Annotated in this window: 20 protein-coding genes; 9 read left to right on the top strand and 11 right to left on the bottom strand. The window is 70.7% G+C overall.

All coding sequences use genetic code 11. The features are described from left to right. Positions 1-211: 211 nt before the first annotated feature. Together BLV39_RS35660 and BLV39_RS35655 are read left to right on the top strand one after the other, a co-directional pair. Entirely contained in the window at positions 212-1,315 is a 1,104-nt protein-coding gene (locus BLV39_RS35660) for a sugar phosphate isomerase/epimerase family protein (protein WP_176985243.1), read from the top strand. A 97-nt stretch (positions 1,316-1,412) separates the two neighbouring features. Further along, complete coding sequence (locus BLV39_RS35655; RefSeq protein WP_090802129.1) at positions 1,413-4,736, top strand: ThuA domain-containing protein; 3,324 nt, start codon at positions 1,413-1,415, stop codon at positions 4,734-4,736. A 55-nt stretch (positions 4,737-4,791) separates the two neighbouring features. On the opposite strand, the gene BLV39_RS35650 is transcribed toward BLV39_RS35655, so the two are convergent. Beyond that, complete coding sequence (locus tag BLV39_RS35650) at positions 4,792-5,547, bottom strand: SDR family NAD(P)-dependent oxidoreductase (protein ID WP_090802127.1); 756 nt, start codon at positions 5,545-5,547, stop codon at positions 4,792-4,794. Positions 5,548-5,738: 191 nt separating this feature from the next. On the opposite strand from BLV39_RS35650, the gene BLV39_RS35645 reads away from it, so the two are divergent. Both BLV39_RS35645 and BLV39_RS35640 read left to right on the top strand, forming a co-directional pair. Next, entirely contained in the window at positions 5,739-6,320 is a 582-nt protein-coding gene (locus BLV39_RS35645; RefSeq protein ID WP_090802124.1) for a TetR/AcrR family transcriptional regulator, read from the top strand. Positions 6,321-6,339: 19 nt separating this feature from the next. Continuing rightward, a complete protein-coding gene (locus BLV39_RS35640; RefSeq protein WP_090802118.1) occupies positions 6,340-7,227 on the top strand; it encodes a hypothetical protein in 888 nt (295 codons plus the stop codon). Here the strand turns inward: BLV39_RS35640 and BLV39_RS35635 are convergent. Continuing rightward, positions 7,224-8,039 (bottom strand): SAM-dependent methyltransferase, encoded by an 816-nt coding sequence (locus BLV39_RS35635; RefSeq protein ID WP_143050030.1) that lies wholly within the window; start codon positions 8,037-8,039, stop codon positions 7,224-7,226. The genes BLV39_RS35640 and BLV39_RS35635 overlap by 4 nt on opposite strands. Before the next feature lie 92 nt (positions 8,040-8,131). On the opposite strand from BLV39_RS35635, the gene BLV39_RS35630 reads away from it, so the two are divergent. Then, positions 8,132-8,869 carry a class I SAM-dependent methyltransferase gene (locus BLV39_RS35630; protein ID WP_090802113.1) on the top strand — a complete coding sequence of 246 codons (738 nt, stop codon included), beginning with the start codon at positions 8,132-8,134 and terminating at the stop codon, positions 8,867-8,869. 97 nt (positions 8,870-8,966) lie between these two features. Continuing rightward, on the top strand, positions 8,967-9,875 hold the full coding sequence (locus BLV39_RS35625) for a DUF4394 domain-containing protein (RefSeq protein ID WP_090802110.1): 909 nt from the start codon (positions 8,967-8,969) through the stop codon (positions 9,873-9,875). A 54-nt stretch (positions 9,876-9,929) separates the two neighbouring features. Here BLV39_RS35625 and BLV39_RS35620 read toward each other — a convergent pair whose 3' ends face one another. The 7 genes from BLV39_RS35620 to BLV39_RS35585 are packed head-to-tail and all read right to left on the bottom strand — an operon-like array spanning position 9,930 to position 17,023. Continuing rightward, positions 9,930-10,922, bottom strand: coding sequence for an ABC transporter substrate-binding protein (locus tag BLV39_RS35620; protein ID WP_090802107.1), 993 nt, complete (start codon positions 10,920-10,922; stop codon positions 9,930-9,932). Beyond that, positions 10,919-12,001: an ABC transporter permease gene (locus BLV39_RS35615; protein WP_090802104.1), complete on the bottom strand. Its 1,083-nt coding sequence runs from the start codon at positions 11,999-12,001 to the stop codon at positions 10,919-10,921. Before BLV39_RS35615 ends, BLV39_RS35620 begins: the two co-directional genes overlap by 4 nt. Beyond that, a complete protein-coding gene (locus BLV39_RS35610; RefSeq protein WP_090802101.1) occupies positions 11,998-12,756 on the bottom strand; it encodes an ATP-binding cassette domain-containing protein in 759 nt (252 codons plus the stop codon). The genes BLV39_RS35615 and BLV39_RS35610 overlap by 4 nt, the downstream gene beginning before the upstream one ends. Further along, positions 12,753-13,661, bottom strand: a complete 909-nt coding sequence (locus BLV39_RS35605; RefSeq protein WP_090802098.1) for a hypothetical protein — start codon at positions 13,659-13,661, stop codon at positions 12,753-12,755. Before BLV39_RS35605 ends, BLV39_RS35610 begins: the two co-directional genes overlap by 4 nt. Next, on the bottom strand, positions 13,645-15,045 hold the full coding sequence (locus BLV39_RS35600) for an FGGY-family carbohydrate kinase (RefSeq protein ID WP_090802095.1): 1,401 nt from the start codon (positions 15,043-15,045) through the stop codon (positions 13,645-13,647). Before BLV39_RS35600 ends, BLV39_RS35605 begins: the two co-directional genes overlap by 17 nt. Beyond that, positions 15,042-16,040: a LacI family DNA-binding transcriptional regulator gene (locus tag BLV39_RS42650; protein WP_176985242.1), complete on the bottom strand. Its 999-nt coding sequence runs from the start codon at positions 16,038-16,040 to the stop codon at positions 15,042-15,044. Before BLV39_RS42650 ends, BLV39_RS35600 begins: the two co-directional genes overlap by 4 nt. Beyond that, positions 16,037-17,023 carry a 1-phosphofructokinase family hexose kinase gene (locus BLV39_RS35585; RefSeq protein ID WP_090802090.1) on the bottom strand — a complete coding sequence of 329 codons (987 nt, stop codon included), beginning with the start codon at positions 17,021-17,023 and terminating at the stop codon, positions 16,037-16,039. Before BLV39_RS35585 ends, BLV39_RS42650 begins: the two co-directional genes overlap by 4 nt. Before the next feature lie 223 nt (positions 17,024-17,246). Between BLV39_RS35585 and BLV39_RS35580 the strand changes: the two genes are divergently transcribed. Genes BLV39_RS35580 through BLV39_RS35570 form a run of 3 tightly spaced genes read left to right on the top strand, consistent with a single transcriptional unit; the run spans position 17,247 to position 19,875 of the window. Continuing rightward, a complete protein-coding gene (locus BLV39_RS35580; RefSeq protein WP_143050028.1) occupies positions 17,247-18,179 on the top strand; it encodes a P-loop nucleotide/nucleoside kinase family protein in 933 nt (310 codons plus the stop codon). A gap of 35 nt (positions 18,180-18,214) precedes the next feature. After that, positions 18,215-19,207, top strand: a complete 993-nt coding sequence (locus tag BLV39_RS35575; RefSeq protein WP_090802872.1) for a class I mannose-6-phosphate isomerase — start codon at positions 18,215-18,217, stop codon at positions 19,205-19,207. A gap of 5 nt (positions 19,208-19,212) precedes the next feature. Next, on the top strand, positions 19,213-19,875 hold the full coding sequence (locus BLV39_RS35570) for a hypothetical protein (protein WP_090802084.1): 663 nt from the start codon (positions 19,213-19,215) through the stop codon (positions 19,873-19,875). Here BLV39_RS35570 and BLV39_RS35565 read toward each other — a convergent pair. Next, a complete protein-coding gene (locus tag BLV39_RS35565) occupies positions 19,840-20,349 on the bottom strand; it encodes a DUF6584 family protein (RefSeq protein WP_090802082.1) in 510 nt (169 codons plus the stop codon). The two genes, BLV39_RS35570 and BLV39_RS35565, sit on opposite strands and share 36 nt — an antisense overlap. A 34-nt stretch (positions 20,350-20,383) precedes the next feature. Further along, on the bottom strand, positions 20,384-21,553 hold the full coding sequence (locus BLV39_RS35560; protein ID WP_090802079.1) for an ROK family transcriptional regulator: 1,170 nt from the start codon (positions 21,551-21,553) through the stop codon (positions 20,384-20,386). Positions 21,554-21,609 lie beyond the last annotated feature (56 nt).

Genomic DNA, 21,609 nt, shown 5'->3' with positions numbered 1-21,609 from the left:
CCCGTAACACACAGGACACACCACGGGACGCCCGGTCATCCCAGAGCCGGTCGCCCGCCGCGCGTGGCACCGCGGCACCTGCCCCTTGTCAGATCTGACCACGCCTGTACAGGCGCATCGGCGGCGCCTGAATCGATTCATCCCCCCGCGACGGCTTCACCTGCCGGCGCGCAGTTGGCGGCAGACCCTGCCGCCGAGAGGACGGACGACGATGACCGAAACTCCGATGGACCCCGCCGAGCGCCGCCGCCTGACCCGGCGCAACATCCTGAAGGCCTCAGCCGCCGCCGGCGCCGCGATCGGTGCCGCCGGACTGCCCGTGCTGTCCACCAGCACGCCCGCCATCGGCACCCGGGGCCTGCACTCCGAGGAGCTGATCCCGGAGAAGCGGCGTGGCATCATCCTCTACTCGGTGCGGGACCGGATCTCGGCGGCGCCGGACGACAGCGGCGTGCCCTACGGCTTCGAGCGGGTCCTGGCCCGGATCGCCGAGCTCGGCTACAAGGAGGTCGAGTTCGCCGGTTACAACCAGCACACCTCGATCCTCGGCCGGCAGATCACCCCGGCGGAGATCCGCAAGATCCTCGACGACAACGGGCTGATCGCCAACGGCACGCACGCGTCGGTGAACCCCACCACCTTCACCGCGCAGCTCGACATCGCCGAGGCGCTGGGCATGAAGCACATCGGCACGGGCTCCGACCCGACCAACTCCAACTACCGCGCGGACTGGGACGCCGCGGCGGACGTCTGGAACGAGCTCGGCCGGCAGGCCCGCAAGCGCGGCATGAAGCTCTACACGCACAACCACGACGCGGCCTACTCGTTCCTGCTCGACGAGGGCCCGCTGGACGCCAACGGCAAGCCCACCCGGTCGTCCGGCATGCGGCGCCTGGAGTACTTCTTCGGCAAGGCCGACCCGAAGTACGTCTTCTTCGAGCTCGACATCTACTGGGCGTACGTGGCCCGGTACAAGCACCAGAAGTTCATCGACAAGCGCGGCGTCGAGCGCACCGACCTGTTCGACCCGATCCTCAACGTGGCCTCGCGCGGCGACCGGTTCCCGCTGTTCCACGCCAAGGACGGCAATCGCAACAACGCGCTGGCCAACGGGTACGAGATGACGCCGCTCGGCGAGGGCGACATCAACTTCCAGCAGTTCTTCGAGACGATCGGCGACGCTGACTACCGCCACGCCAACTGGGAGCAGGACAGCGCACCCGGCGGCGCGGCCAACCCCGGCCAGTCGCTGCAGTTCGCGGAGATCTCCTACCAGAACATGTCCGAGCTGACCATCTACAAGCGCGGCCACTGATTTTCGGCTACACCCCGCTTCATTTGTGAAACGGGCCGGGCGCGGCGGCGCGCGCCCGGCCTCCGAGGCAAGGCAACCCACCACCCCGGAGGAAGAAATGCCAACCACCCTTCGTCGACGGCTGGCTGTGCTGGCCGCGGCGACCATCGGGCTGCCGCTCGTGGCGCTGGCTCCGGCCAGCGCCATAGCGGACCCCCGCCCAACCGATCCCGCGACGGCCCCCGAGCCACTGGTCGCGGCCGAGAACGGCCCGGCCGCCCTACGTTCCGAGGCCCGGGCGCCCAAGAACTACAAGGTGCTGGTCTTCACGAAGACCGCCGGCGTACGCCGTCCGTCCATCCAGGACGGTGTGGCCACGATCCGGGCTCTGGCCCAGGACAACGGCTTCACGGTCACCGCCTCGCAGAACGCGGCCGACTTCACCGCGGCGAACCTGGCCAACTTCCGCGCCGTGGTGTTCCTGAACACCACCGGTGACATCCTCAACCCGACCCAGCAGGGCGCGTTCGAGGCCTACATCAAGGCCGGTGGCGGCTACGTCGGCGTGCACGCGGCGGCCGAGACCGAGCCGGACTGGCCGTTCTACCAGACCCTCGTCGGCGCCAAGGTGGCCAGTGTCACCGGCGTCGAGCCCGGCAATGTCGACGTCGCGGACCGGGTGCACCCGGCCACGGAGACGGTGCCGCGCGCGCTGACCCTGACGGAGGAGTGGTACAACTTCACCGCCAACGTCCGCGGCCAGTCGCACGTGCTCGCCACAGTCGACGAGAAGAGCGTCACCGGCGGCACGATGGGCTTCGACCACCCGATCAGCTGGTGCAAGGACTACCAGGGCGGCCGGTCGTTCTACACGGGCCTCGGCCACTCGATCGAGACCTACCGGGCCGGTGCCTACAAGAAGCACCTGCTCGGGGGCATCCAGTGGGCGTCCGGCGTGGTCGAGGGCGACTGCGGCGCGACCGTGCTGGCCAACTACGAGAAGGTCACGCTCAACGACGAGCCCGGCGAGCCGATGTCGCTGGCCGTGCTGCCCGACGGCCGGGTGCTGCACAACACCCGCGGCGGCCAGATCCGGCTCTACGACCCGGCGACCAACGCCAGCCCGGTGATCACCACGATGCCGGTCTACTCGCACGACGAGGACGGCCTGCAGACGCTGGCGATCGACCCGGACTTCGCCACCAACAAGTGGGTCTACGTCTACTACGCGCCGCAGCTCAACACGCCCGTCGACAACCCGGCCACCCCGGGCGTCAACGAGGGCGACGCTCCGGCCACCAACGCCGACCCCACCACGTGGGACAAGTTCAAGGGCTACAACCAGCTCTCCCGGTTCAAGCTGGTCGACAGCCCCGCACCGCACCTGGACCTGGCTTCCGAGCAGCAGATCATCCGGGTCGACGTCGACCGCGGCATCTGCTGCCACGTCGCCGGCCAGGTCAAGTTCGACGGCAAGGGCAACCTGTTCCTGATCACCGGTGACGACACCAACGCCGGTGGCTCGGACGGCTTCACGCCGATCAACGACTCGGCCAACCAGGGTCCCGGCTACGACGCCCGGCGCTCCTCGGCCAACACCAACGACCTGCGCGGCAAGGTGCTGCGGATCAAGGTGAAGGCGAACGGCACCTACACGTCGCCGGCCGGCAACCTGTTCCCCGAGGCACAGGACCACACCAGCAAGACCCGTCCGGAGATCTTCCTGATGGGTCTGCGCAACCCGTTCCGGTTCGACGTCGACAGCACGGGCCGGCTCTACATCGCCGACTACTCCCCCGACTCGCGGGTCTCCAACCCGACGCGTGGGCCGGAGGGCACCGGCCGGTGGTTCAGCGCCAACAAGGCCGGCAACTACGGCTGGCCGCTGTGCGTCTCGCCGAGCCTGCCCTACTTCGACTTCGACTTCGCGACGCGTACGTCGGGCGAGCCGTTCAACTGCGGTGCGCCGGTCAACGACTCGCGGCACAACACGGGCCTGACCGTGCTTCCCGCGGTGCAGCAGCCCCAGTTCTGGTACACGTACGAGGCCCGCACGCCGTGCGGCAGCGCGTACCTGCAGAACCCGCCCATCGCCTGCGACTTCAAGTGGCCGGTGATCGGCACGGGCGGCGTCGGACCGCACGGCGGCCCGATCTACAAGTACGACGCGGACAGCACCTCGCAGGTGAAGTTCCCGGAGTACTTCAACAACGCGGTCGTCTTCGGCGAGTTCACCCGCGACAAGCTGTTCATGATGCGCACGGACGGCAAGGGCAACCTGAACGGCGTCGAGCAGTTCCTGCCCGGCACGCTGTTCGACAACCCGATGGAGATGCAGTTCGGCCCCGACGGCGCGCTGTACGTGCTCGAGTACGGTGACGGCTTCTTCAACGCCAACCCGGACGCCCAGCTCTCCGTCATCCGCTACGTGAAGGGCACCCGGTCGCCGGTCGTCAAGGTGACCGCGACGCCGACCTCCGGGCAGGCACCACTGAACGTCGCCTTCTCCTCGGCCGGCACCTTCGACCCGGACCCGGGCGAGTCCATCTCGTACGCGTGGGACTTCACCAACGACGGCACGGTCGACTCGGCCGACCCGAACCCGTCCTTCACGTACACCCAGAACGGGTCCTATGTGGCCAAGCTGACAGTGACCGACTCGAGCGGCAAGACCGGCGTCCTGACGACGGTCATCGTGGTCGGCAACACCGCGCCGACGGTGCGGGTCACCACGCCGTTGGCGGGCACTTTCTTCAACTGGGGCGACCCGATTCCGTACACGGTCGAGGTCTCGGATCCTGAGGACGGTCCGATCGACTGCTCGCGCGTCGTGGTGACGTTCGTGCTCGGCCACGACACGCACGGCCACCCGGACAGCTCCACCACCGGGTGCACGGGCACGGTGCAGTCCCCCGCTGACGGCGCCGACCACGCGGGCGGTTATCTCTACGGCGGCATCAGCGCGTCGTACACGGACCTGGGTGGTGGCGGCCAGCCGCCGCTGACCACGGTCGGCCAGGCGATCATCCAGACGCCACGGCAGCAGGCCGAGTTCGCGCAGGTGCAGACCAACGTGACGATCGGCAACACCGGTGACACCGGCGGCGGCCAGCACGTCAACGGCATCGACCCGGGCGACAACATCGCCTTCGACCCGATCAACCTGGGCGGGGTGTCGACGGTGACACTGCGGCACTCGGGCGGTTCGGCGGCCACGGCGGGCACCCCGCGGGCCACGGTCGAGCTCCGGTTCGACTCGCCGACCGGTCCGGTGGTGGGCACAGCGACCCTGAACGCGACGACGGGCAACGGCGCCTTCGTCGAGACCTCGGTCGCGGTCAGCCAGCCGGCCGGCCCGCACAAGCTCTACCTGGTCTTCGGCGGCGTCACCGGCGGCCCGACGACCGGCCTCGTCAACCTCAACTGGGTCCAGTTCGGCTGACCCATCGCTAGGCGGCGGCCCGTCACCCTTCACGGGTGGCGGGCCGTCGCGTGCGTCAGGCGCTGAAGGCGCCGTCGATCGCGATGGCCGCGCCACTGACGAAGGCGGACTCGTCGCTGAGCAGGAACGCGGTCAGCGCCGCGACCTCCTCGGCGGTGCCGGCGCGCCCGGTCGGCTGCGTCGACAGGTAGCGCTCCGCGGCCACCGGATCGCGATTGACGACCCCCTGCCACATGGGCGTGTCGATCAGGCCGGTGACCAGGGCGTTCACCCGGACACCCGAGCGGGCCACGTCGAGCGCGGCCGACCGGGTCAGGCCGATGACACCGTGCTTGGCGGCGTTGTAGGCGGCCTGCGTCGGGTCACCCTTGACGCCGGACACCGAGGCGTTGTTGACGATCGCCCCGCCGCCGGCCGCGACGATCGCGGGAAGCTGATACTTGAGGCCGTAGAAGACGCTCGTCAGGTTGAGCGCGAGCGACCGGTGCCACATCCCGCTGTCAGCCTCGCGGATGCTGGCCATCGGCCCGCCGCCGGCATTGTTGAACGCGCCGTCGAGCCGCCCGAACTCCGACACCGCCGTGTCGACCAGCCGCGCCATCTCCTCCTCGACCGTCACGTCGGTCGGCACGAAGACGGCGCTGCCGCCCGCGCTCCTTAGCTCGTCGACCACCTGGTCGCCGCGCTCCTTGTCGCGGGCACCGATCACCACGCGGGCGCCTTCGGCGGCGGCGCGACGCGCGAACGCGAGGCCCATGCCCTGCGTTCCACCGGTCACCACGAGCACCTTCGATTCCAACGTTCCAGACATCACGCTCTCCCGTCGCAGTCGTTCGCTGTACGGGTCGAGACGCTAATCGTTTCTGGAACGATCGGCAAAGTAACGGCAGCCACAGCGGCGGGATCGAACCGGACATTGGGCTCACGAAGTCGGGGCTCACCTGGGTCTTAGGCGCGCAAACAACTTTGGCAATCGTTCCAGATAGAGGTAGCGTTCAGGGCATGGCACGCACCCGGGAGTTCGACCTCGACGCCGCCGTGGACGCCGCGATGGGGGTGTTCCGGGCCAAGGGCTACGAAGGCGCCTCCATGCGCGACCTGGCCGAGGCGACGAACCTGGGCAGCGGCTCGCTGTACGCCGCGTTCGGCAGCAAGGAAGGCCTCTACCTGGCCGCGCTCGACCGCTACCGGCAGCGCTACGCGACACCCCTGGTCGAGATCCTGCGCTCCAGCGACGACGCCCGCGGTGTCATCCGGGCGGTCTTCGTCGGCGTGATCGACGACATCGTCGGCGACGGGCAACGCATGGCCTGCCTCATCGTCGGCGCCGCCATGGAGCGGGCACACTTCGATCCCCGGGTGGTCGACCGACTCCGCTCGACGACCCAATCGCTGGAGCTGGCGCTCTACGACCTGATCGCCGAGGCGCAGCTACGCGGCCAGATCCCGGCCGACCGCAACGCCGGCGACCTGGCCGGCTTTCTGGTGAGCACCCTGCAGGGCCTGCGCGTGATGGGCGCCATCAACTCGGACCGCGCCGCCCTGATGCGCTCCGCCGAGGTCGCCCTGCACTGCCTCGACTGACCACCGGCAGAATGGGCGGGTGGCTACCCGCGACCTGAACCGGATGGCCGACGCCGGCCGTTGGGGTGACCTGCTCGACTTCGCCGCCGGCCCAGCGCCCGAGGATGCACGCCGTGAGGCGGCGCACCTCGTGGCATTCGAGGCTCCGGCTTCCGCCGCCGCCGCTGCGGCCGAGCTGTTCACGGACGACCGGGGATATCTCGGACCGTTGTGGGAGGTCGCCTCCCACCACCCATGGCGGGATCTCGACCCGCATCTCACCGATCCGCGCATCCGTTCTCTCGTCACTCAGATGCGCGTTCTGTGGGGCGAGGACCTGCGCGGCAGCGAAGACCTGACGTCGATGCGGCCGGCCGCCCCGCTGTGCCTCGAACCGTGGGAGGCGGCGGGCTGGGACGAGCACGAGGTTCCCGGATACGCCCGGCGCGGTAGGAGCGGCTCCGTGTGGGCCTGTCCGCCCGACCTGGCCGACCCGGCGCGGTTGCCGTCCACGCCGGCGGCCAGCATTGATCATCCGGCCGTGCCGGTCCTGGCCGGTTTGTCGACGGCCGCGCAGGCCAGAGCGTTCCGTGCCACCGCCTGGGAAGCCGCGTCGGCGACGGCGCCGGACGAGTGCTCCGCCTGGGAGATTCCGTTCTCCTCGGCGTACTCGGACCTGGTGCACCTAGCCAGCGGCGACCGGGCGTACGGCGGAGCGTCCGGGCGGGCCGTGGGACGGGTCGCGCTGTGGACGGCGCTGATCGCGATGGCCGGCACACACGACCCGCGACTCGTCACTGGCTTCGTCGACCGGTTGCGCTGCGTCGCCTGGCGCCAGCCCGCCGAGCCGATGATGTACGTGCGCCTGGCGATGGAAGACCCCGAGCAAGGGGTGTCCTGGGTGCTGACCGCCGAGGACGACGACTAGAGCAGTCGGCCGACGGCGGCCCACATGCCGCTGCGGCGGGTGTCGTTCTCGAAGTCCGTCGGGTCGTCCGCTGCCGGTCGCCAGTCCGGAGCCCAGCTCACTCCGGGTTCGACGAGCTCGCAGCGGGCGCCGAAGAAACGCGAGACCTCCTCCCGGGTACGGGGCTTGCCCGCCGTCGAGGTCTGTCGCGTGTAGACGGACCGCGCCGCGGCCGTGCGTTCGTCGCCCAGCAGGAACGTCTCGGCCGCGCCGTGCGAGATGACCAGGTGGCTGCCCGCCGGCAGGGCCGTGAGTAGCTCGTCGACCACCCCGTGCGCCTGGGTGTCGTCGGGCACGAAGTGCAGGACCGCGGCCAGCACCACCGCGACGGGACGGGTGAGGTCGAGCATCCCGTGCACCCCGGGGTCGTCGAGGATCGCCTTGGGGTCGCGCAGGTCGCCGTGGATCGCCGTCGCGAGGTCGTTGCCGTGCAGGATCTCGCGGCTCTCCGCCACCGCCACCGGGTCGATGTCGACGTAGACGACCCGGGCCTCGGGCACGGAACGCTGGGCGATCTCGTGGACGTTGCCGGACGTGGGAATCCCGGAGCCGATGTCGAGAAACTGCCGCACGCCGGCGTCGGCGAGGAACCGCACCGCCCGGCCCAGGAACGCCCGGTTCGTGCGCGCCACCGCGGGCACCGTCGGGTACTGCTCGATGACCTTCAGCGCCGCCCGCCGGTCCGCCGCGAAGTTGTGGGCGCCACCCAGGTAGAAGTCGTACATCCGGGCCGACGTGGCCGGCTTCCGCACTGTCTCGTTCGGACCGTCCACGTTGTCTCGCCTTCCGCCGTCAAGATCCTGATCTTACCGAGCCCGCGCAATTCGATGGCCAAACCCGGCGGCCGCTGGTTGGCTCGGTCGGCATGAGCAGCTTCGGCGACCCTGACTTCTACGGCGACCGCTACGCACACGAGTACGACGACCGCACGGAGCTGGACCCGACCGCTGCCGTGGCTTTCCTCGCCGCGCTCGTCCCGGCCGGCGGCCGGGTGCTCGAGCTGGCCGCCGGCACCGGGCGGGTGACGCTCCCCCTGGCGGCACGCGGCGTCCGGGTCGAGGGCATCGAGGGCTCCGCCGCCATGGTCGAACGGATGCGTGCCCGGCCCGGCGGGGCAGGCATCCCCGTCGTCGTCGGTGACATGGCCGACCTGGAGGGCATCGACGGGCCGTACGACATGGCCTATCTGGTCTTCAACACCCTGTTCAACCTGACCTCGCAGGAGCGGCAGGTCGACTGCTTCCGCAACGTCGCCCGGGTGCTGAGGCCGGGCGGGCGGTTCGTCATCGAGGCGTTCGTCCAGGACGTGGCCGCGTTCGACAACGGGCAGCGGGTGGCGGCGCGGGCGTTGACCGAGGAGTCGGTCGACATGGAGTACCAGATCCACGACCCGGTGGCCCAGACGGTCACCTACCAGCGGGTGACGATCGACGCCGCCGGCACGACGCTGCGGCCCCTGCTCCTGCGTTATGCCTGGCCCAGCGAGCTCGACCTGATGGCCCGGCTGGCCGGCCTGCGACGCACGGCGCGCTACACCGACTGGGACCGCTCCCCGTTCACGGGCAAGAGCACCAGGCACGTCACCGTGTACGAACGGGAATGAGCGGTGTCGGGTATCGGCACCTGTCCACTCCCCGCCGGACTCCGAATCAGGGGTATGCCGGCCCACTCCGGGCGGCGTGACCTGAGTGGAGGATCGGATGCGGAAGAAGATGATCGCCGGTGTGCTCGCCGCCGTCGGCGCGGTCGCCGTCGGCACGCTCGCGATCGGTGCGCTGCGGGGGTCGTCCGGCTCCGCGCCGGCCGACGCACTGCTGGTGGGCAGCTCGCGGCAGTCCGACGCGGCGCCGCGGGTCGTCGGGCTGACCCGTGGCGGCGACCTGGTGAGCTTCCGGGCCGACCGCCCCGGCGACGCGCGCCGGGTCGGCGTCGTCAAGGGCCTGACCGGCGACACGCGCCTCGTCGGCATCGACTTCCGGGTGCAGGACGGCAAGCTGTACGGAGTCGGGAACCAGGGTGGCGTCTACACCCTGAACACGACGAACGCCCGGGCGGCCCAGGTCTCTCGGCTCACCGTGCCGCTGCTCGGGACGCGCTTCGGCGTCGACTTCAATCCGGCCGCCAACCGGCTGCGGGTCGTCAGCGACACCGGACAGAACCTGCGCCACAACATCGACGACCCCGCGGGCGCACCGGCGGCCGGCACGACGGCCACGGACACGACGCTCACGGTGCCCCCGGCCTCCACGGCGGCGGTCGGCGTGACGGCGGCGGCGTACACCAACAACGACCTGGACGCGACGACGGCGACCACCCTGTTCGACCTGAACACGACGACGGACCAGATCGTGGTGCAATCGCCGGCGAACCAGGGCGAGCTCGCGCCGACCGGCGCGCTGGGCGTCGACGCGACCGGCGACGCCGGCCTCGACATCGTCAGCGACCTGCGGGCCGGCAAGACCCGCGCCAACACGGCGTACGCGACGCTGAAGGTCGACGGCCGCCAGCGCTTCTATCAGATCTCCCTGCTGACCGGCCGGGCTGACGTGATCGGCTCGTTCGCCGGCCAGGCTCCCGTCACCGACATCGCGGTCACCCTCGACCGGTGAAGGTGCGGCCCGGCACCCCGAGGCGCGGGGTGCCGGGCCGGCTGCCGGACAGCGTCAGCAGCTCGCCTTGTAGGCGGCCGCCTTGCCCTCCGCGCTGTCGATGGTGTCCTTGGTGATGATGGTCGAGCCGGTCTGGATCTTGGCCTCGTTCGACTCGCCCTTGAGCGCCTTGATGGCCTGCTGCACGCCCTGGACGCCGATGTCGCCCGGCTGCTGGGCGATCAGCGCCTGCACGGTGCCGTCCTGGAGCGCCTTGATCTGCTCCGGGCCGGCGTCGAAGCCGACGACGTTGACCTTGCCCTGCTTGCCGGCCTGGCGGATGCCCGTCGCCGAACCCTGCGCCGAGAAGAGGTTCGACGCGAAGATGCCGACGATGTCGGGGTCCTTCTGCAGCGCAGCGCTCACGATCGACGCGGCCTTGGCCGGGTCGTTCTGCGAGTACTGCACGCCCAGGTAGGTGAACTTCGAGTCGGCCTTCGCGGCGTCGGCGAAGCCCTTGTCGCGGGCGTCAGTGGTGCTGATGCCGGGCTGCACGCCGACGCCGAGCACCTTGCCGCCGTTGGGGGCGAGCTTCTGGATCGCCTCGAACGCCGCCTTGCCACCGGCGGTGTTGTCGGACGAGATCGCCGACACGGCGACCGACGGGTCGTTGAGCGTGGTGTCGACCAGGACGATCTTGATGCCCTGGGCCTTGGCCTGCGCGATCGGCTGCTGCATCGCGGAGACGTCGGTCGGTGCGATCAGGATCGCGTCGGGCTTGGAGGCGATGACCGACTGCAGCACGGGGGTCTGCAGCGTCGGGTCGAACTTCTGGGCACCCTGGGTGGTGACGGTGGCGCCTTCCTTGGCCGCCTCCTCCTTGATGCCGCACTCCATGGTGATGTAGAACGCGTCGCCGGCTACACCCTGGACGAATGCCAGCTTGTAGTTGCCGTCCTTCGCCCCGCCGGCGGTCGTACCGCCGCTGTCGGTGTCGGAGCCACAGGCGGCCGCGCCGAGCGCGACGGCGGCCAACGCGGCGACTATGGCGGTTGACTTGCGCTTCATGCTGAACCCTTTCTCGATGTGCTTCCTGCACGGGACAGGAATGGCAGGCGTGTTTTTGTGCCTCTCACTGCCGCTGCGCGACGGAGCTGGTCGACGTAGACCACGGCGACGAGCACCGCGCCGACGACGACCTGCTGCCAGAACGGCTGGACGCCGGTCTGGATGAACCCGTTCTGCAGCACGATCGGGATGAACAGTCCGATGACGGTGCCGAACACGGACCCGATGCCACCGAACAGGCTGGTGCCGCCGATCGCGACGCCGGCGATGACGTTCAGCGGCGTGTTGGACTGGCCGCCGATCGTCGTGGACTGGAAGAAGCCGAGGTTGAGCAGGCCGGCGAACCCGGCCAGCAACCCCGCGAACGCGTACACCTTGATCAGGTGTCGGTCGACCTTGACGCCGGCGCGGCGGCCGGCCTCGGCGTTGGAGCCGATGGCGTACGTGTAGAGGCCGAAGCGGGTGCGGTGCAGCAGCACGATGCCGAGGATGACGACCACCGCGGAGACGACGGCGATGGTGGGCACCTGGCCGACGATGTTGCCGAAGCCGATGTCGTTGACCAGGGTCTGCGGCGCGTCGCGCAGGTCGAGGCCCTTCGTGATGATCTGGGCGAAGCCCAGTGCGGCGCTCAGCGAGCCGAGCGTCACCACGAGGGGCGGCACCTTCGCCTTGGCCACCAGGATGCCGTTGAGCAGACCCCAGGCCAGGCCGGAGGCGAGGGCGGCGACGAGTCCGACGAGGACGGTCCCCCAGCCCTGCCCGCCGTACGCCACCATGATCTTGTCCGCCACCACGCCGCTGAACACCAGCACGCTGCCGACGGACAGGTCGATGCCGCCGGTGATGATGACGAACGTCATGCCGACGCCGAGCACCGCGTAGATGGCCGTGTTCTGCACGATGCCGCGGATGTTGAACCCGGTGAGGAAGGTGTCCGGGCGCAGCGCCGTGAACACCGCGATCGTGACCACCAGCAGGATCAGGATCTGCAGGGCCTGGAGACGGGAAATCCGCGACAGGCGGCTGGTGGGTGCGTCCTCAGTGGAGGCCGGTGCGCTGGTGGTGGACGTGCTCATGATGCCTCCTGTGCCACGGCACCGGTCATCGCGGACACCAGTTGCTCCATCGAGGTGTCCGCCTTGTTGTAGGTGGCCACCCGGCGACCGCGCCACATCACCTGGATGCGGTCGGCGACCTCCATCACGTGGGGCATCGAGTGGCTGATGAACACGACGCCGATGCCCTCTCCGCTGACCCGCCGGACCAGGTCCAGCACGTTCTGGGTCTGCACCACGCCCAGCGCCGCGGTCGGCTCGTCGAGGAAGATGACCTTCTGCGCCCAGGCGGCCGCCCGGGCGACCGCGATGCCCTGGCGCTGACCACCGGACATCCCGCCGACCGTGCCGTTCAGGTCGCGCACGGTCGCACCGAGGCGGTCGAACGCGCTGCGGCTGCCGTCGCGCATCGCCTTGTTGTCCATGAAGCCGAGCATGCCGAGCAGGCCTTTGCGCATGACTTCGCGGCCCAGGTACATGTTCTGCACCGGCGACAGGTGCGGCGCCAGCGCGAGGTCCTGGAAGACGGTCTCCATGCCGAGCTCGCGGGCGTCCGTCGGCGACGTCAGGGTTATCTTCTTGCCGTCGAAGAGCACCTCGCCTCCGTCGGCGGACTCGGCACCGGAGAGGATCCGGACGAGCGTGCTCTTGCCGGCGCCGTTGTCGCCGATCAGGGCGACCACCTCACCGGCCTGCACGTCGAAGTTGGCATCGGTCAGCGCCTCGACGTGTCCATAGTGCTTGGTGATGCCGCGCGCCTCGAGGACCGCAGTCATGCTTTGCTCACCGCCTCGTGCCAGGGCCGTGCCCGCCCGGCGACCGTGTCGAGGCAGGTCTGCAACCGTTGGCGCGCAACGGTGTCCAGGAACTCCTGCCGTGCCGTCCCTTCGAGGCCGATGGCCTCTTTCCAGATCGAGCGTCCGGCGATGAAGCCCGACGCGCCGCCCTCGTCGCAGCTCACCCGCAGGACGTTCTGGAACTCATCGAAGCCCACGCCGGCCGAGAGCACCGCCCACGGCGCCTTGACCGTCTCGGCGACTCGGCGGCAGCCCTTGGCGGAGCCCGGGTACTCGATCTTGACCAGGTCGACGCCGGTGTCCGCGATCTGCACGGCCGCCTCGACGATCAGGTCCTCGCGCTGCTGCTCGGTCAGTTGCTCGCCGGGCAACTGGTAGATCAGGTTCTCGACGACCGACGGCACGCCGGCCGCCCGGCAGTCGGCGGCGACCTCGCGGACGATGTCGAGCACCTCCGCCGAGATGTCCGGGCCGTCGCCGACCGGCCGGCCGGGGCGTAGCTGCACGAGGAACTTGACCGCGTCGCCGCCCTGGGCCCGGACCCACTCGGCGTCCTGCTTCGGGTCGCGGTGCGTACGCGGCTCGCCGTTGTAGTTGCCCCGGTCCGCCGGTTCGGCCGCGACCAGCAGGCCGCAGCTAGCCGCCCGCGCGCCCGCCTCGGTCGTGGCCGGCACCCCGTAGGTCGGGTCGAGCAGGATGGCACTGGCCAGCGGCGTGAGGGCACCGGCGACGTCGATCTTCGCCTGCCGGATGTCGGCGTCGGTGGCCTCCTGGCCGACCGCGGCGAACATCCGCCGCAGCGTGTTGCGCTGGTCCATCGCGACGATCGAGAACACGCCGTCGGCGTCCGCGATCGACCCGAGGCCGCTATTTCGGGCTGTCATGTGTGGTCCTTTCCGTGGCGACGGCCGGGTTCTGGAACTGCCGCGTCACCTTGTCGAACGGGACGTCGTAGGCGGCGCAGGCGGCGAACATCGCCGCACCACGGGCACCCGGTTGTTCGAGCGCGGAGATCCGCAGACGCGGGATCACCGCCGCTTTCGCTGTTCGTACGCTGTCCATCCGGGTCCACCCGCCGGCCGCGACCGCCGTGCGGTGCTCGCCGACCACCGAGTTGACCGCCGCGAGCAGGGCTTCGGTCTGCTCATTGAGGTATGCGAGAGTGGCCGCCCACAACTGGTCCGGGCCCGCGCCGTCGCGCAGCCGCAGCGTCACGTCGTTGTCGTGCGGCGCGGCGGGCAACACGGTGACGCCGTCGCCCTTGGCGGTGTCGGGTCGCCATCGCCGGTCGAGCTCGTCGCGCCGCGCCGGCTCGTCGGCGCCGACGAGGGCCAGGACGCGGCGCATCACCAACCCGGACCGCATCCCGCCGATCAGCACGCCATGCCCCGGCAGCACGTGCCGGCCCGCGTCGACGCCCAGCCCGACCAGGGTCGAACGCTCGTCGTCGGTCAGGATCCGGGGCACCGAGCGCAGCAGGACCTCGGCGGTGCCGCACGAGTTGAACAGGTCCTCGGGGCCGGTGGCACCGGCTCCGATCGCGGCGACCGGGTGGTCGTGCCCCGCGACGGTGACCGCGGCGCCGTTCAACGCGTGGTTATTGATCTTTACTGTGCCGGCTCGTTGACCGGCCGCCAGCAGCTCCGGCAGGAACGCCGCTTTGACGCCGATCCGCTCGAGCGCTTCCGACCACGGCCGCCCGGTCGCCTGGTCGAGCAGGCCGGTGCGGGAGGCCAACGACGGCTCGCTGACCCGTTCGCCGGTGAGCGCGTACGCCACGTACTCCGGCATGTTCAGCCACCGCGACGCGTGGTCCAGGCGGATGCCGGCATCGCGCATCCAGAGCAGCTTCGGCAGGCTCCACTGGGTGCCGAACGGCAGCCCGGTGCGGCGCGGGAACTCGCTGACGAACGCGGGCCCTTGCGCGGTCAGCTCGGCCATGCCCCGCTCGTCGAACCAGGCGATCACCGGGGAGGTCTCGTTGCCGTGCTCGTCGAGGATGACGCCGCTCTCGGCGAGGCCGGCGATGCCGATGCCGGTGATCTTTACCGGGCCACCCGTGCTCTTCTCGGCTTCGTCGACCGCCGCGGCGAGGGCGCGCAGCACGTCGTTCGCGAGCGCGGCGCCGGTGGTCTCCAGCCGGCCGTCCGGCTTGTGCGTCCACGTCGTCGGTTTGCGGGCGAACGCGACGGTCTCGCCGTCCGGGCGGGTCAGGACGGCCTTGGTGTCGGTGGTGCCGAGGTCGACCCCGGCCACGAGCTCGGTCATGCCGGCCCCAGCTCTCCGCTGCCGCGCGGCACCACCCGCAGCGGCGCCAGGATCGTCTCCACCGGCGGGTCCTCGCCGGCCAACCGGCTGAACAGCCGCTCCGCCGCGAGCCGGCCGATCAGCTCCGGCGAGTGCTCGATGATGGTGATCGCCGGGGTGATCGTGTCGGCCATCGCGAAGTCACCGAACGAGACGAAGCCGATGTCGGTCCGGCGCAGCCGGTGAACGGTCGGCAACGTACCCAGCGAGCACCGGGTGTTGGCACTGAAAATGGCCGTCGGTGGGTTTGCCAGGCGCAGCAACGTCTCGGCCGCGACACCGGCGTCACCCTTGGCCGGCTCGACCTCGGCGACCAGATCCTCGTCGGGGGCGATGCCGGCGGCCTCCAACGCGTCCCGGTAGCCGGCCAGCCGGTACCGCGCCGTCGCTGTGTCCAGCCGGTCGCCGATGTAGGCGATCCGCCGGTGGCCGTGCCGCATCAGATGCTCGATGGCCATCCGGGCACCACCACGGTCGTCGACGACCACCGCGTCGGCCGCGAGGTCCTCGGCCGCCCGGTCGATGAAGACCAAGGGGCAGGGTGAGGTACGCAGGTACGCGTGAGTGTCCGAAATGGACGCGATGATGAGCCCGGCGACCCGGCGCTGGAGCAGGCCGTCGAGCACGATCCGCTCCCGCTCCGCGAGCCGGCGCGTGCTGGCGATGATGACCGAGACGCCCCGGTCGAGCGCCATCCGCTCGATCTCGCCGATCACGCTGGCGAAGAACGGGTCACCGACCTCGTCGACCACCACGCCGATGGTCTCGTCCTGGCCGAGCCGCAACGACCGTGCGAGGGGGTCCGGCCGGTAGCCGAGGTCGACGACGGCCTGCTCGACCCGGGCCCGGGTGCTGGCCGAGACGCGAACGTCCCCGTTGATCACCCGCGACGCGGTCTTGGTGCTCGTCTGCGCGGCCTCCGCGACATCCCGCAACCGGGGCCGTGGGGCCTTCACGACAACCGCCGGGCGGGCTCGGTGGGCTGTTTGCGGAGTTGGGCCAGCAGTTCTGCCGCGCGGTTCGGGTCGACGCCGCCGGCGCGTAGCTGCTCGCAGGAGGCGCTGGCCGTGGCCGAGCCGCGCAGGATCGCGGCGGCCCAGTCGGGCGTGTCGTTGGCTTCCAGCTCGAGCAGGACGCCGCCGAGGAAGGAGTCGCCGGCGCCTACCGCGCTGACCACCTGGACCTTCATCGCCGGGAACCAGCGCACCCGGTTTGCCGCGCCTTCGGCCAGGGCGGCGCCGTGGGCGCCGGCGGTGACCGCGGCGTTGCGGGCGCCGAGCGCGCACAGCGTGGCCGCCGCGTCCATCGCGCGTTCCCGGACGTCGCCGTCGGCGTCGGTGAGTACCAGGCCCGAGGTGCCGGAGATCGCCGCCTCGGCTTCCTGGAGGTTGGGTTTGACCAGGTCGGGGCCGCTGGCCAGGCTGGCGCGCAGGGCACCGGGCGCGGTGTCGACGACGGCCAGCACACCGGCGGTGTGTGCGAGTTCGACGAGCTGCCCGTAGCCGTCCTCCGGCGCTCCCGGCGGGAGACTGCCCGAGCAGGACAGCGTGAGGTGGGCGGGGAGGTTGGCCGCGACGGCGTCCCGGTAGCGTTCCCAGATGTCGGCGTCGATCGTGGAGCCCTGCTCGTTGACGATCGTCGTACGGCCGCCGGGCTGCTCGATCATGATGATCGCGTTGCGGGTGTCGCCCGGCATCGGCACGTCGACGACGTCGGCGCCTTCCTCTGCGAGCAGGCGCAGCAGGCGTTCCCGGTCCCGGTCGGCGACCAGGCCGACGACGGTGGCTTTTCGCTGGTGAGACCGGGCGACCCGCGCGATGTTGACACCCTTGCCGCCGGCCGTGACCTCCACGGAACGGGCGCGCATCACCCCGCCCAGCACCAACTCTGGGACGAGCTGTGTCCTATCCAGACACAGGTTGGGCGTCGCGATCAGCACTGATCGGTCCCCTCTTCGGGCTCGCCAGGTAATCGTTGTCACCGGACGAGGTAATCGATGTCACAGCGGTGTTCGCACTATGTGCACTCGCCTTCATGACTGTCAAGATGACGAAGAGTTTTCAGGCAGGTTTCGTGACTGGATCGTTTCCTGAAACGGCTGTGCGATATCGAGCGTGACCTGTTCGTCACGCTGCGTCGCGGCGAGAGGAGCGTGCTGCGCGGTGGGTTTGTCCACTTTGCTCGTCGCCGGTCCACCGGCGAGCGGCAAGACCGTGCTCGGGGCGGCGCTGGCCCGCCGACTCGGTGCGACGCTGCTCGACCAGGACGTGCTGACCCAGCCTCTGACCTCGGTGATCGCGGACCTGCTGGGCACCGACGACCTCGATGACCCTCGCCTCGCCGGGGCGACGCGATTCGCTCGGTATGAAGCTCTCTACGCCGCCGCCGTCGACAACCTCGCGGCCGGCAACCCCGTCGTGCTCGTCGCCCCGTTCACCACCGAACGACGCGACCCGGCGGCGTGGCATCGCATCGCCGACCGACTCACCGCCGCCTCCAACCGCTCCGGTGCCGACCACGCCGGGGCCGCCCACTCCGGTGCCGACGGCGCCGCCGCCGCCCATTTCGGTGCCGACCGGCCCGCGGCCTCCGACCGCTCCAGTGCCGGCGGCCGCGGTGTCGCCGCCTTCTCCGGTGCTGACCGGTCTGCCGCCGCCGACCGGCCCGCCGACGCTGACCGCGCCGGTGCCGACCGGCCCGCGCCCGCCGACCAGTCCGCCGCGTCCCGCGCCCGCGCCGACCCCGCCTGCGCCGCCGCCCATTTCGGTGCCGACCGCGCCGGCGGCGCCGGCCGCGCTGGTGCCGCCACGCCCACCCACGATCGCGACCGTCGCCGGACCGAATGGAGCGCGGTCGACGGACGCCCACTTCTGGTCTGGCTGCGGGTCACGCCGAGCCTGCTCCGCGCCCGGATGGAAGGGCGCGGCGCCGACCGCGACCGGCGCAAACTCGCCGACCTCGGGGCGTTCCTCGACCGGGTCGACCTCGACCCGCCCAATGCCCCGCACCTCGCGGTCGACGCCGCCGACTCCCCCGCCGCACAGGTCCGCGCCGTGCTGGCAGGGCTTGACGCGCCGGAGCATCCGCACCAATGATCACCGCCAGCCCCCGTAACCCGGAGGAGATCCACATGACCGTCATCGCGCTACCCGCCAACCAGCCGGCGGACCGGTTCTACCTCGGCGGCGACCGGATCGCCGCGTTCCGTGGCTCCGCTCCCACGGGCGACCACGTGCCGGAGGACTGGGTAGGTTCCGCGACCACCGTCGCCGGCTTCGACTCGCTGGGGTTGACCGTGCTGCCGGACGGCCGGTCGCTGCGGGCCGCGATCGCCGACGACCCGGTGCACTGGCTCGGCGCGGCACACGTCGACCGCTTCGGCGCCGACCCGGCCCTGCTGGTCAAGTTGCTCGACGCCGGCGAACGGCTGCCGGTGCACGCACACCCTGACGACGCGTTCGCGCAGTCGCACCTGGGTTGCCGCAACGGCAAGACCGAGTCCTGGATCATCCTGTCCGCCGAACCGGGCGCCAAGGTGCACCTCGGCTTCCGAGCGGACGTCCCACCGGCGACCCTGGCCGACTGGGTGGCCCGCCAGGACCGCCCGGCGATGCTCGAGGCCCTGCACACCGTCGAGGTGACAGCCGGCGACACGATCTTCGTGCCGGCCGGCTACCCGCACGCGATCGGACCCGGCATCCTGCTCCTCGAACTCCAGCAGGCCGCGGACCTCTCACTGCTCCTGGAGTACGACGGCTTCGCGGTCGACGGCCCCCGCGACGGCCATCTGGGCATCGGCTTCGACGCGGCGCTCCCCTGCGTCCGCCGCCAGGCCGTCCCGGCCGAAACCCTCAAGGAACTCCGCGGGCGCCTCGACGACCCGCACATCTTCCCGAGGTACGCGGACGAGTTCTTCCGTGCGAACCGCCACAGTGGACCGTCCACGTGGGATCCCAGCTTCTCGATCGCCGCGGTCCTCTCGGGTGAAGGCCGCCTGACCTGGTCGACCAACGAGTCCCTGCCGCTGCGCCCCGGGATGACCGTCCTGACAGCACACAACACCGGCCGCGTCCACGTGGAGGGCGACGTCGAACTGATCCGCTGCCGCCCGCCGGCCCTCTGAACGCCGTGGAGGACGTCCCCGCGGCGGTCAGGTCGCTGATCACCGCGGCGGTGGCCGACGAGCTGGCCACAACGTACGACGACCAGGTGGTCTTTCCGCGTCACGTGGTCATCGACCTCCACGAGGACCCGGACCGGCGCTTCCCCGAATGGCCCACACCCGTGCTGGTGATCGCCGTCGAGAACCAGGGCGTGTGCAGTTGGGGAGTGCCGCTGGACGACCCGGCGCTCCCCGTCGTGGTCGGCGACAGCGGAGGCACGATCGTCTACACGCCGGACGTCGCGAGCTATCTCGCGGCCCGGCGGTGGGATCGTCGGTGCGTCCACCGCGGACCGCTGCTTCAAGCTCAGGCGGCCGAGCTCGACGACGACTCGCTGGCGCGATTGCGAGCCGACTTCGACGAACAACCCGCCACGCACGGCTGGCCCGGACACACGCAGTTCAGGTTCGAGCGCGACGGAGTCATGATCCTGCTGTGGTCGGACGCCGGCCAGTGCGACTGGTGGTTGTCCGGCCCTGCCGACGCCCTCAGCGTGGCGGTGGGACGGCTGTTGAGCCTGTCCGATCTGAGCACGTCGCTGTGGTCCAACGACGCGGCAGGAGAGGCGCTGCTCGTCGGCCTCCGCAAGAGCCTAGAAGACCCAGCGAACCAGGGTGACCAGCCCTAGGCCGGCCAGACCACACACCGCGATGAGGGCCGCCGCGATCGCCAACGCCCAGACGGCGTCGCGCCGTGGTGCGGCGGGATCGTGGGGTGCGGGGCCGGACGCCGTCCACAGCACGGGGCCCGGTGGCTCGTCGGCGGCCTGGGCGGTCAGCCGGCTCAGGCGGGCCTTGGCCACCGGCCCGAGCCGGTCCATCGGGTCGGCGATGAGCCTCAGTGCGCGCAGCCGCGTCCAGGCGACCGGATAGGCCCGCTCGAACGCGGCGATCTCTTGTTCGCCCGTGTCCTCGGTGAGGAAGCCCCACCGGCCGGCCTCGGTCAGGTTGCCGACCTGCCGGCAGAGCGCCGCCCGGGCGGCGCGCACATCCAGGTCGTCCGGGTACGCGGCCGTGAGGCTGGACAGGCGTTGCATCGCGGGATGCGAGTGGCCGCGGCGCAGGTCGGCCTCGACCTTGGCCAGAACGTCTTCCTTCGCCACGAGGGCCAGTATCAGCGGTCGGCCCGTCCGTGACCTATCGGTTTTCGGCGAGGTGCCGGATGGCGGCGGCCGACGCGCCGCGCGCCCAGTCCTCGAACGTGTGCGGCCTGGTGACGATCTGGCAGCGGCCGGCCGCTCCGAAGGCGTGTTCGGCGAAGGACGCCCGCAGGTGCGGCTCGAAGAGGTCGAAGTTGCTGACCGCCTCGCCGCCGATGATGACCAGTTCGGGGCCGGTGAGGTTGACCAACGTCGCGATCGCGGTGCCGATCACCGTCGCCGCGTGTTCGAACGTCTGGACCGCGGCCGGGTCGCCTTCGTGTGCCAGTTCGACGATCTCGCCGATCGACAGGTCTCGGCCGTGGGCGCGGGACACCTCGGCGACGATCGCGGGTGTGCCGGCTACCGCCTCGACACAGCCTCGGCGGCCGCAGGGGCAGATCCGGTCCGGCGACGTGAGTGGGAGATGACCGATCTCGCCGGCTACGCCGTAGGCGCCCTCGACTACCTCGCCGTTGACGTGCAGGCCGCTGCCGATGCCTCGGCCGATCGTGACGATCGCGAACAGGTCCGTGCCGACACCGACGCCGAACCAGTGTTCGCCGATCGTCAGCGCGCGGACGTCGTTCTCGACCAGCACCTCGCGGTCCAGTCGGCCAGCCAGTAGGGCGCCCAACGGCACGTCCGTCCAGCCCATGATGGCCGACTCGCGGACGACGCCGCTGTGTGCGTCGACGTCGCCCGAGACGCTGACCCCTACCGCGCAGAGGCGGTCGGCGCGGTCGCCGAGTGCGTCGGCCAGGTCCGCCACCGTCGCCGCGATGGCGTCGACGGTCGCCTGCGGTGTGGTGGTCTTCAGCGCGCGCCGGTTGGCGGCGAGCACCGTCGTGCGCAGGTCCGTCGCCACGCCCACGATCTCGTCCGCATTGACCTTGATGCCGATCGAGAGCAGCGCGTCGGCGACGACCATCAGCGGGTTGGCCGGACGGCCCGGCTGGCCGTCGCGCGGAAGCTCGAGCTCGTCGGAGACGAGTCCGACGTCCAACAGCGGGCCGACCGCCTTGGTGACCGCCGCCTGCGAGAGGCCCAGGAGCCGCGCGATGTCGATCCGGCTGATCGGGCCCCGGGTCAGGATGGCCCGGAAGACGTCGGCGGCTGCCGCGGACGCTCCCTTGAGGAGCGCGACGGCGGCGCCTGGTTGATGCATTGCTGGAATCCTTTGCTCAAAGAGCCGGCGCTAGGTCGCACATGGACGATACGGCA

The organism is Asanoa ishikariensis, from assembly GCF_900107455.1.
Classification (GTDB): Bacteria; Actinomycetota; Actinomycetes; order Mycobacteriales; family Micromonosporaceae; genus Asanoa; species Asanoa ishikariensis.
The sequence above is the reverse complement of the archived record's forward strand: the minus strand, read 5'-3'. Positions and strand labels throughout refer to the sequence as shown.

Coding starts and splice junctions, on each gene's coding strand:
- BLV39_RS35660 (WP_176985243.1), top strand. CDS start 212: ATGACCGAAACTCCGATGGACCCCGCCGAGCGCCGCCGCCTGACCCGG.
- BLV39_RS35655 (WP_090802129.1), top strand. CDS start 1,413: ATGCCAACCACCCTTCGTCGACGGCTGGCTGTGCTGGCCGCGGCGACC.
- BLV39_RS35650 (WP_090802127.1), bottom strand. CDS start 5,547: ATGTCTGGAACGTTGGAATCGAAGGTGCTCGTGGTGACCGGTGGAACG.
- BLV39_RS35645 (WP_090802124.1), top strand. CDS start 5,739: ATGGCACGCACCCGGGAGTTCGACCTCGACGCCGCCGTGGACGCCGCG.
- BLV39_RS35630 (WP_090802113.1), top strand. CDS start 8,132: ATGAGCAGCTTCGGCGACCCTGACTTCTACGGCGACCGCTACGCACAC.
- BLV39_RS35625 (WP_090802110.1), top strand. CDS start 8,967: ATGCGGAAGAAGATGATCGCCGGTGTGCTCGCCGCCGTCGGCGCGGTC.
- BLV39_RS35620 (WP_090802107.1), bottom strand. CDS start 10,922: ATGAAGCGCAAGTCAACCGCCATAGTCGCCGCGTTGGCCGCCGTCGCG.
- BLV39_RS35615 (WP_090802104.1), bottom strand. CDS start 12,001: ATGAGCACGTCCACCACCAGCGCACCGGCCTCCACTGAGGACGCACCC.
- BLV39_RS35610 (WP_090802101.1), bottom strand. CDS start 12,756: ATGACTGCGGTCCTCGAGGCGCGCGGCATCACCAAGCACTATGGACAC.
- BLV39_RS35605 (WP_090802098.1), bottom strand. CDS start 13,661: ATGACAGCCCGAAATAGCGGCCTCGGGTCGATCGCGGACGCCGACGGC.
- BLV39_RS35600 (WP_090802095.1), bottom strand. CDS start 15,045: ATGACCGAGCTCGTGGCCGGGGTCGACCTCGGCACCACCGACACCAAG.
- BLV39_RS35575 (WP_090802872.1), top strand. CDS start 18,215: ATGACCGTCATCGCGCTACCCGCCAACCAGCCGGCGGACCGGTTCTAC.
- BLV39_RS35560 (WP_090802079.1), bottom strand. CDS start 21,553: ATGCATCAACCAGGCGCCGCCGTCGCGCTCCTCAAGGGAGCGTCCGCG.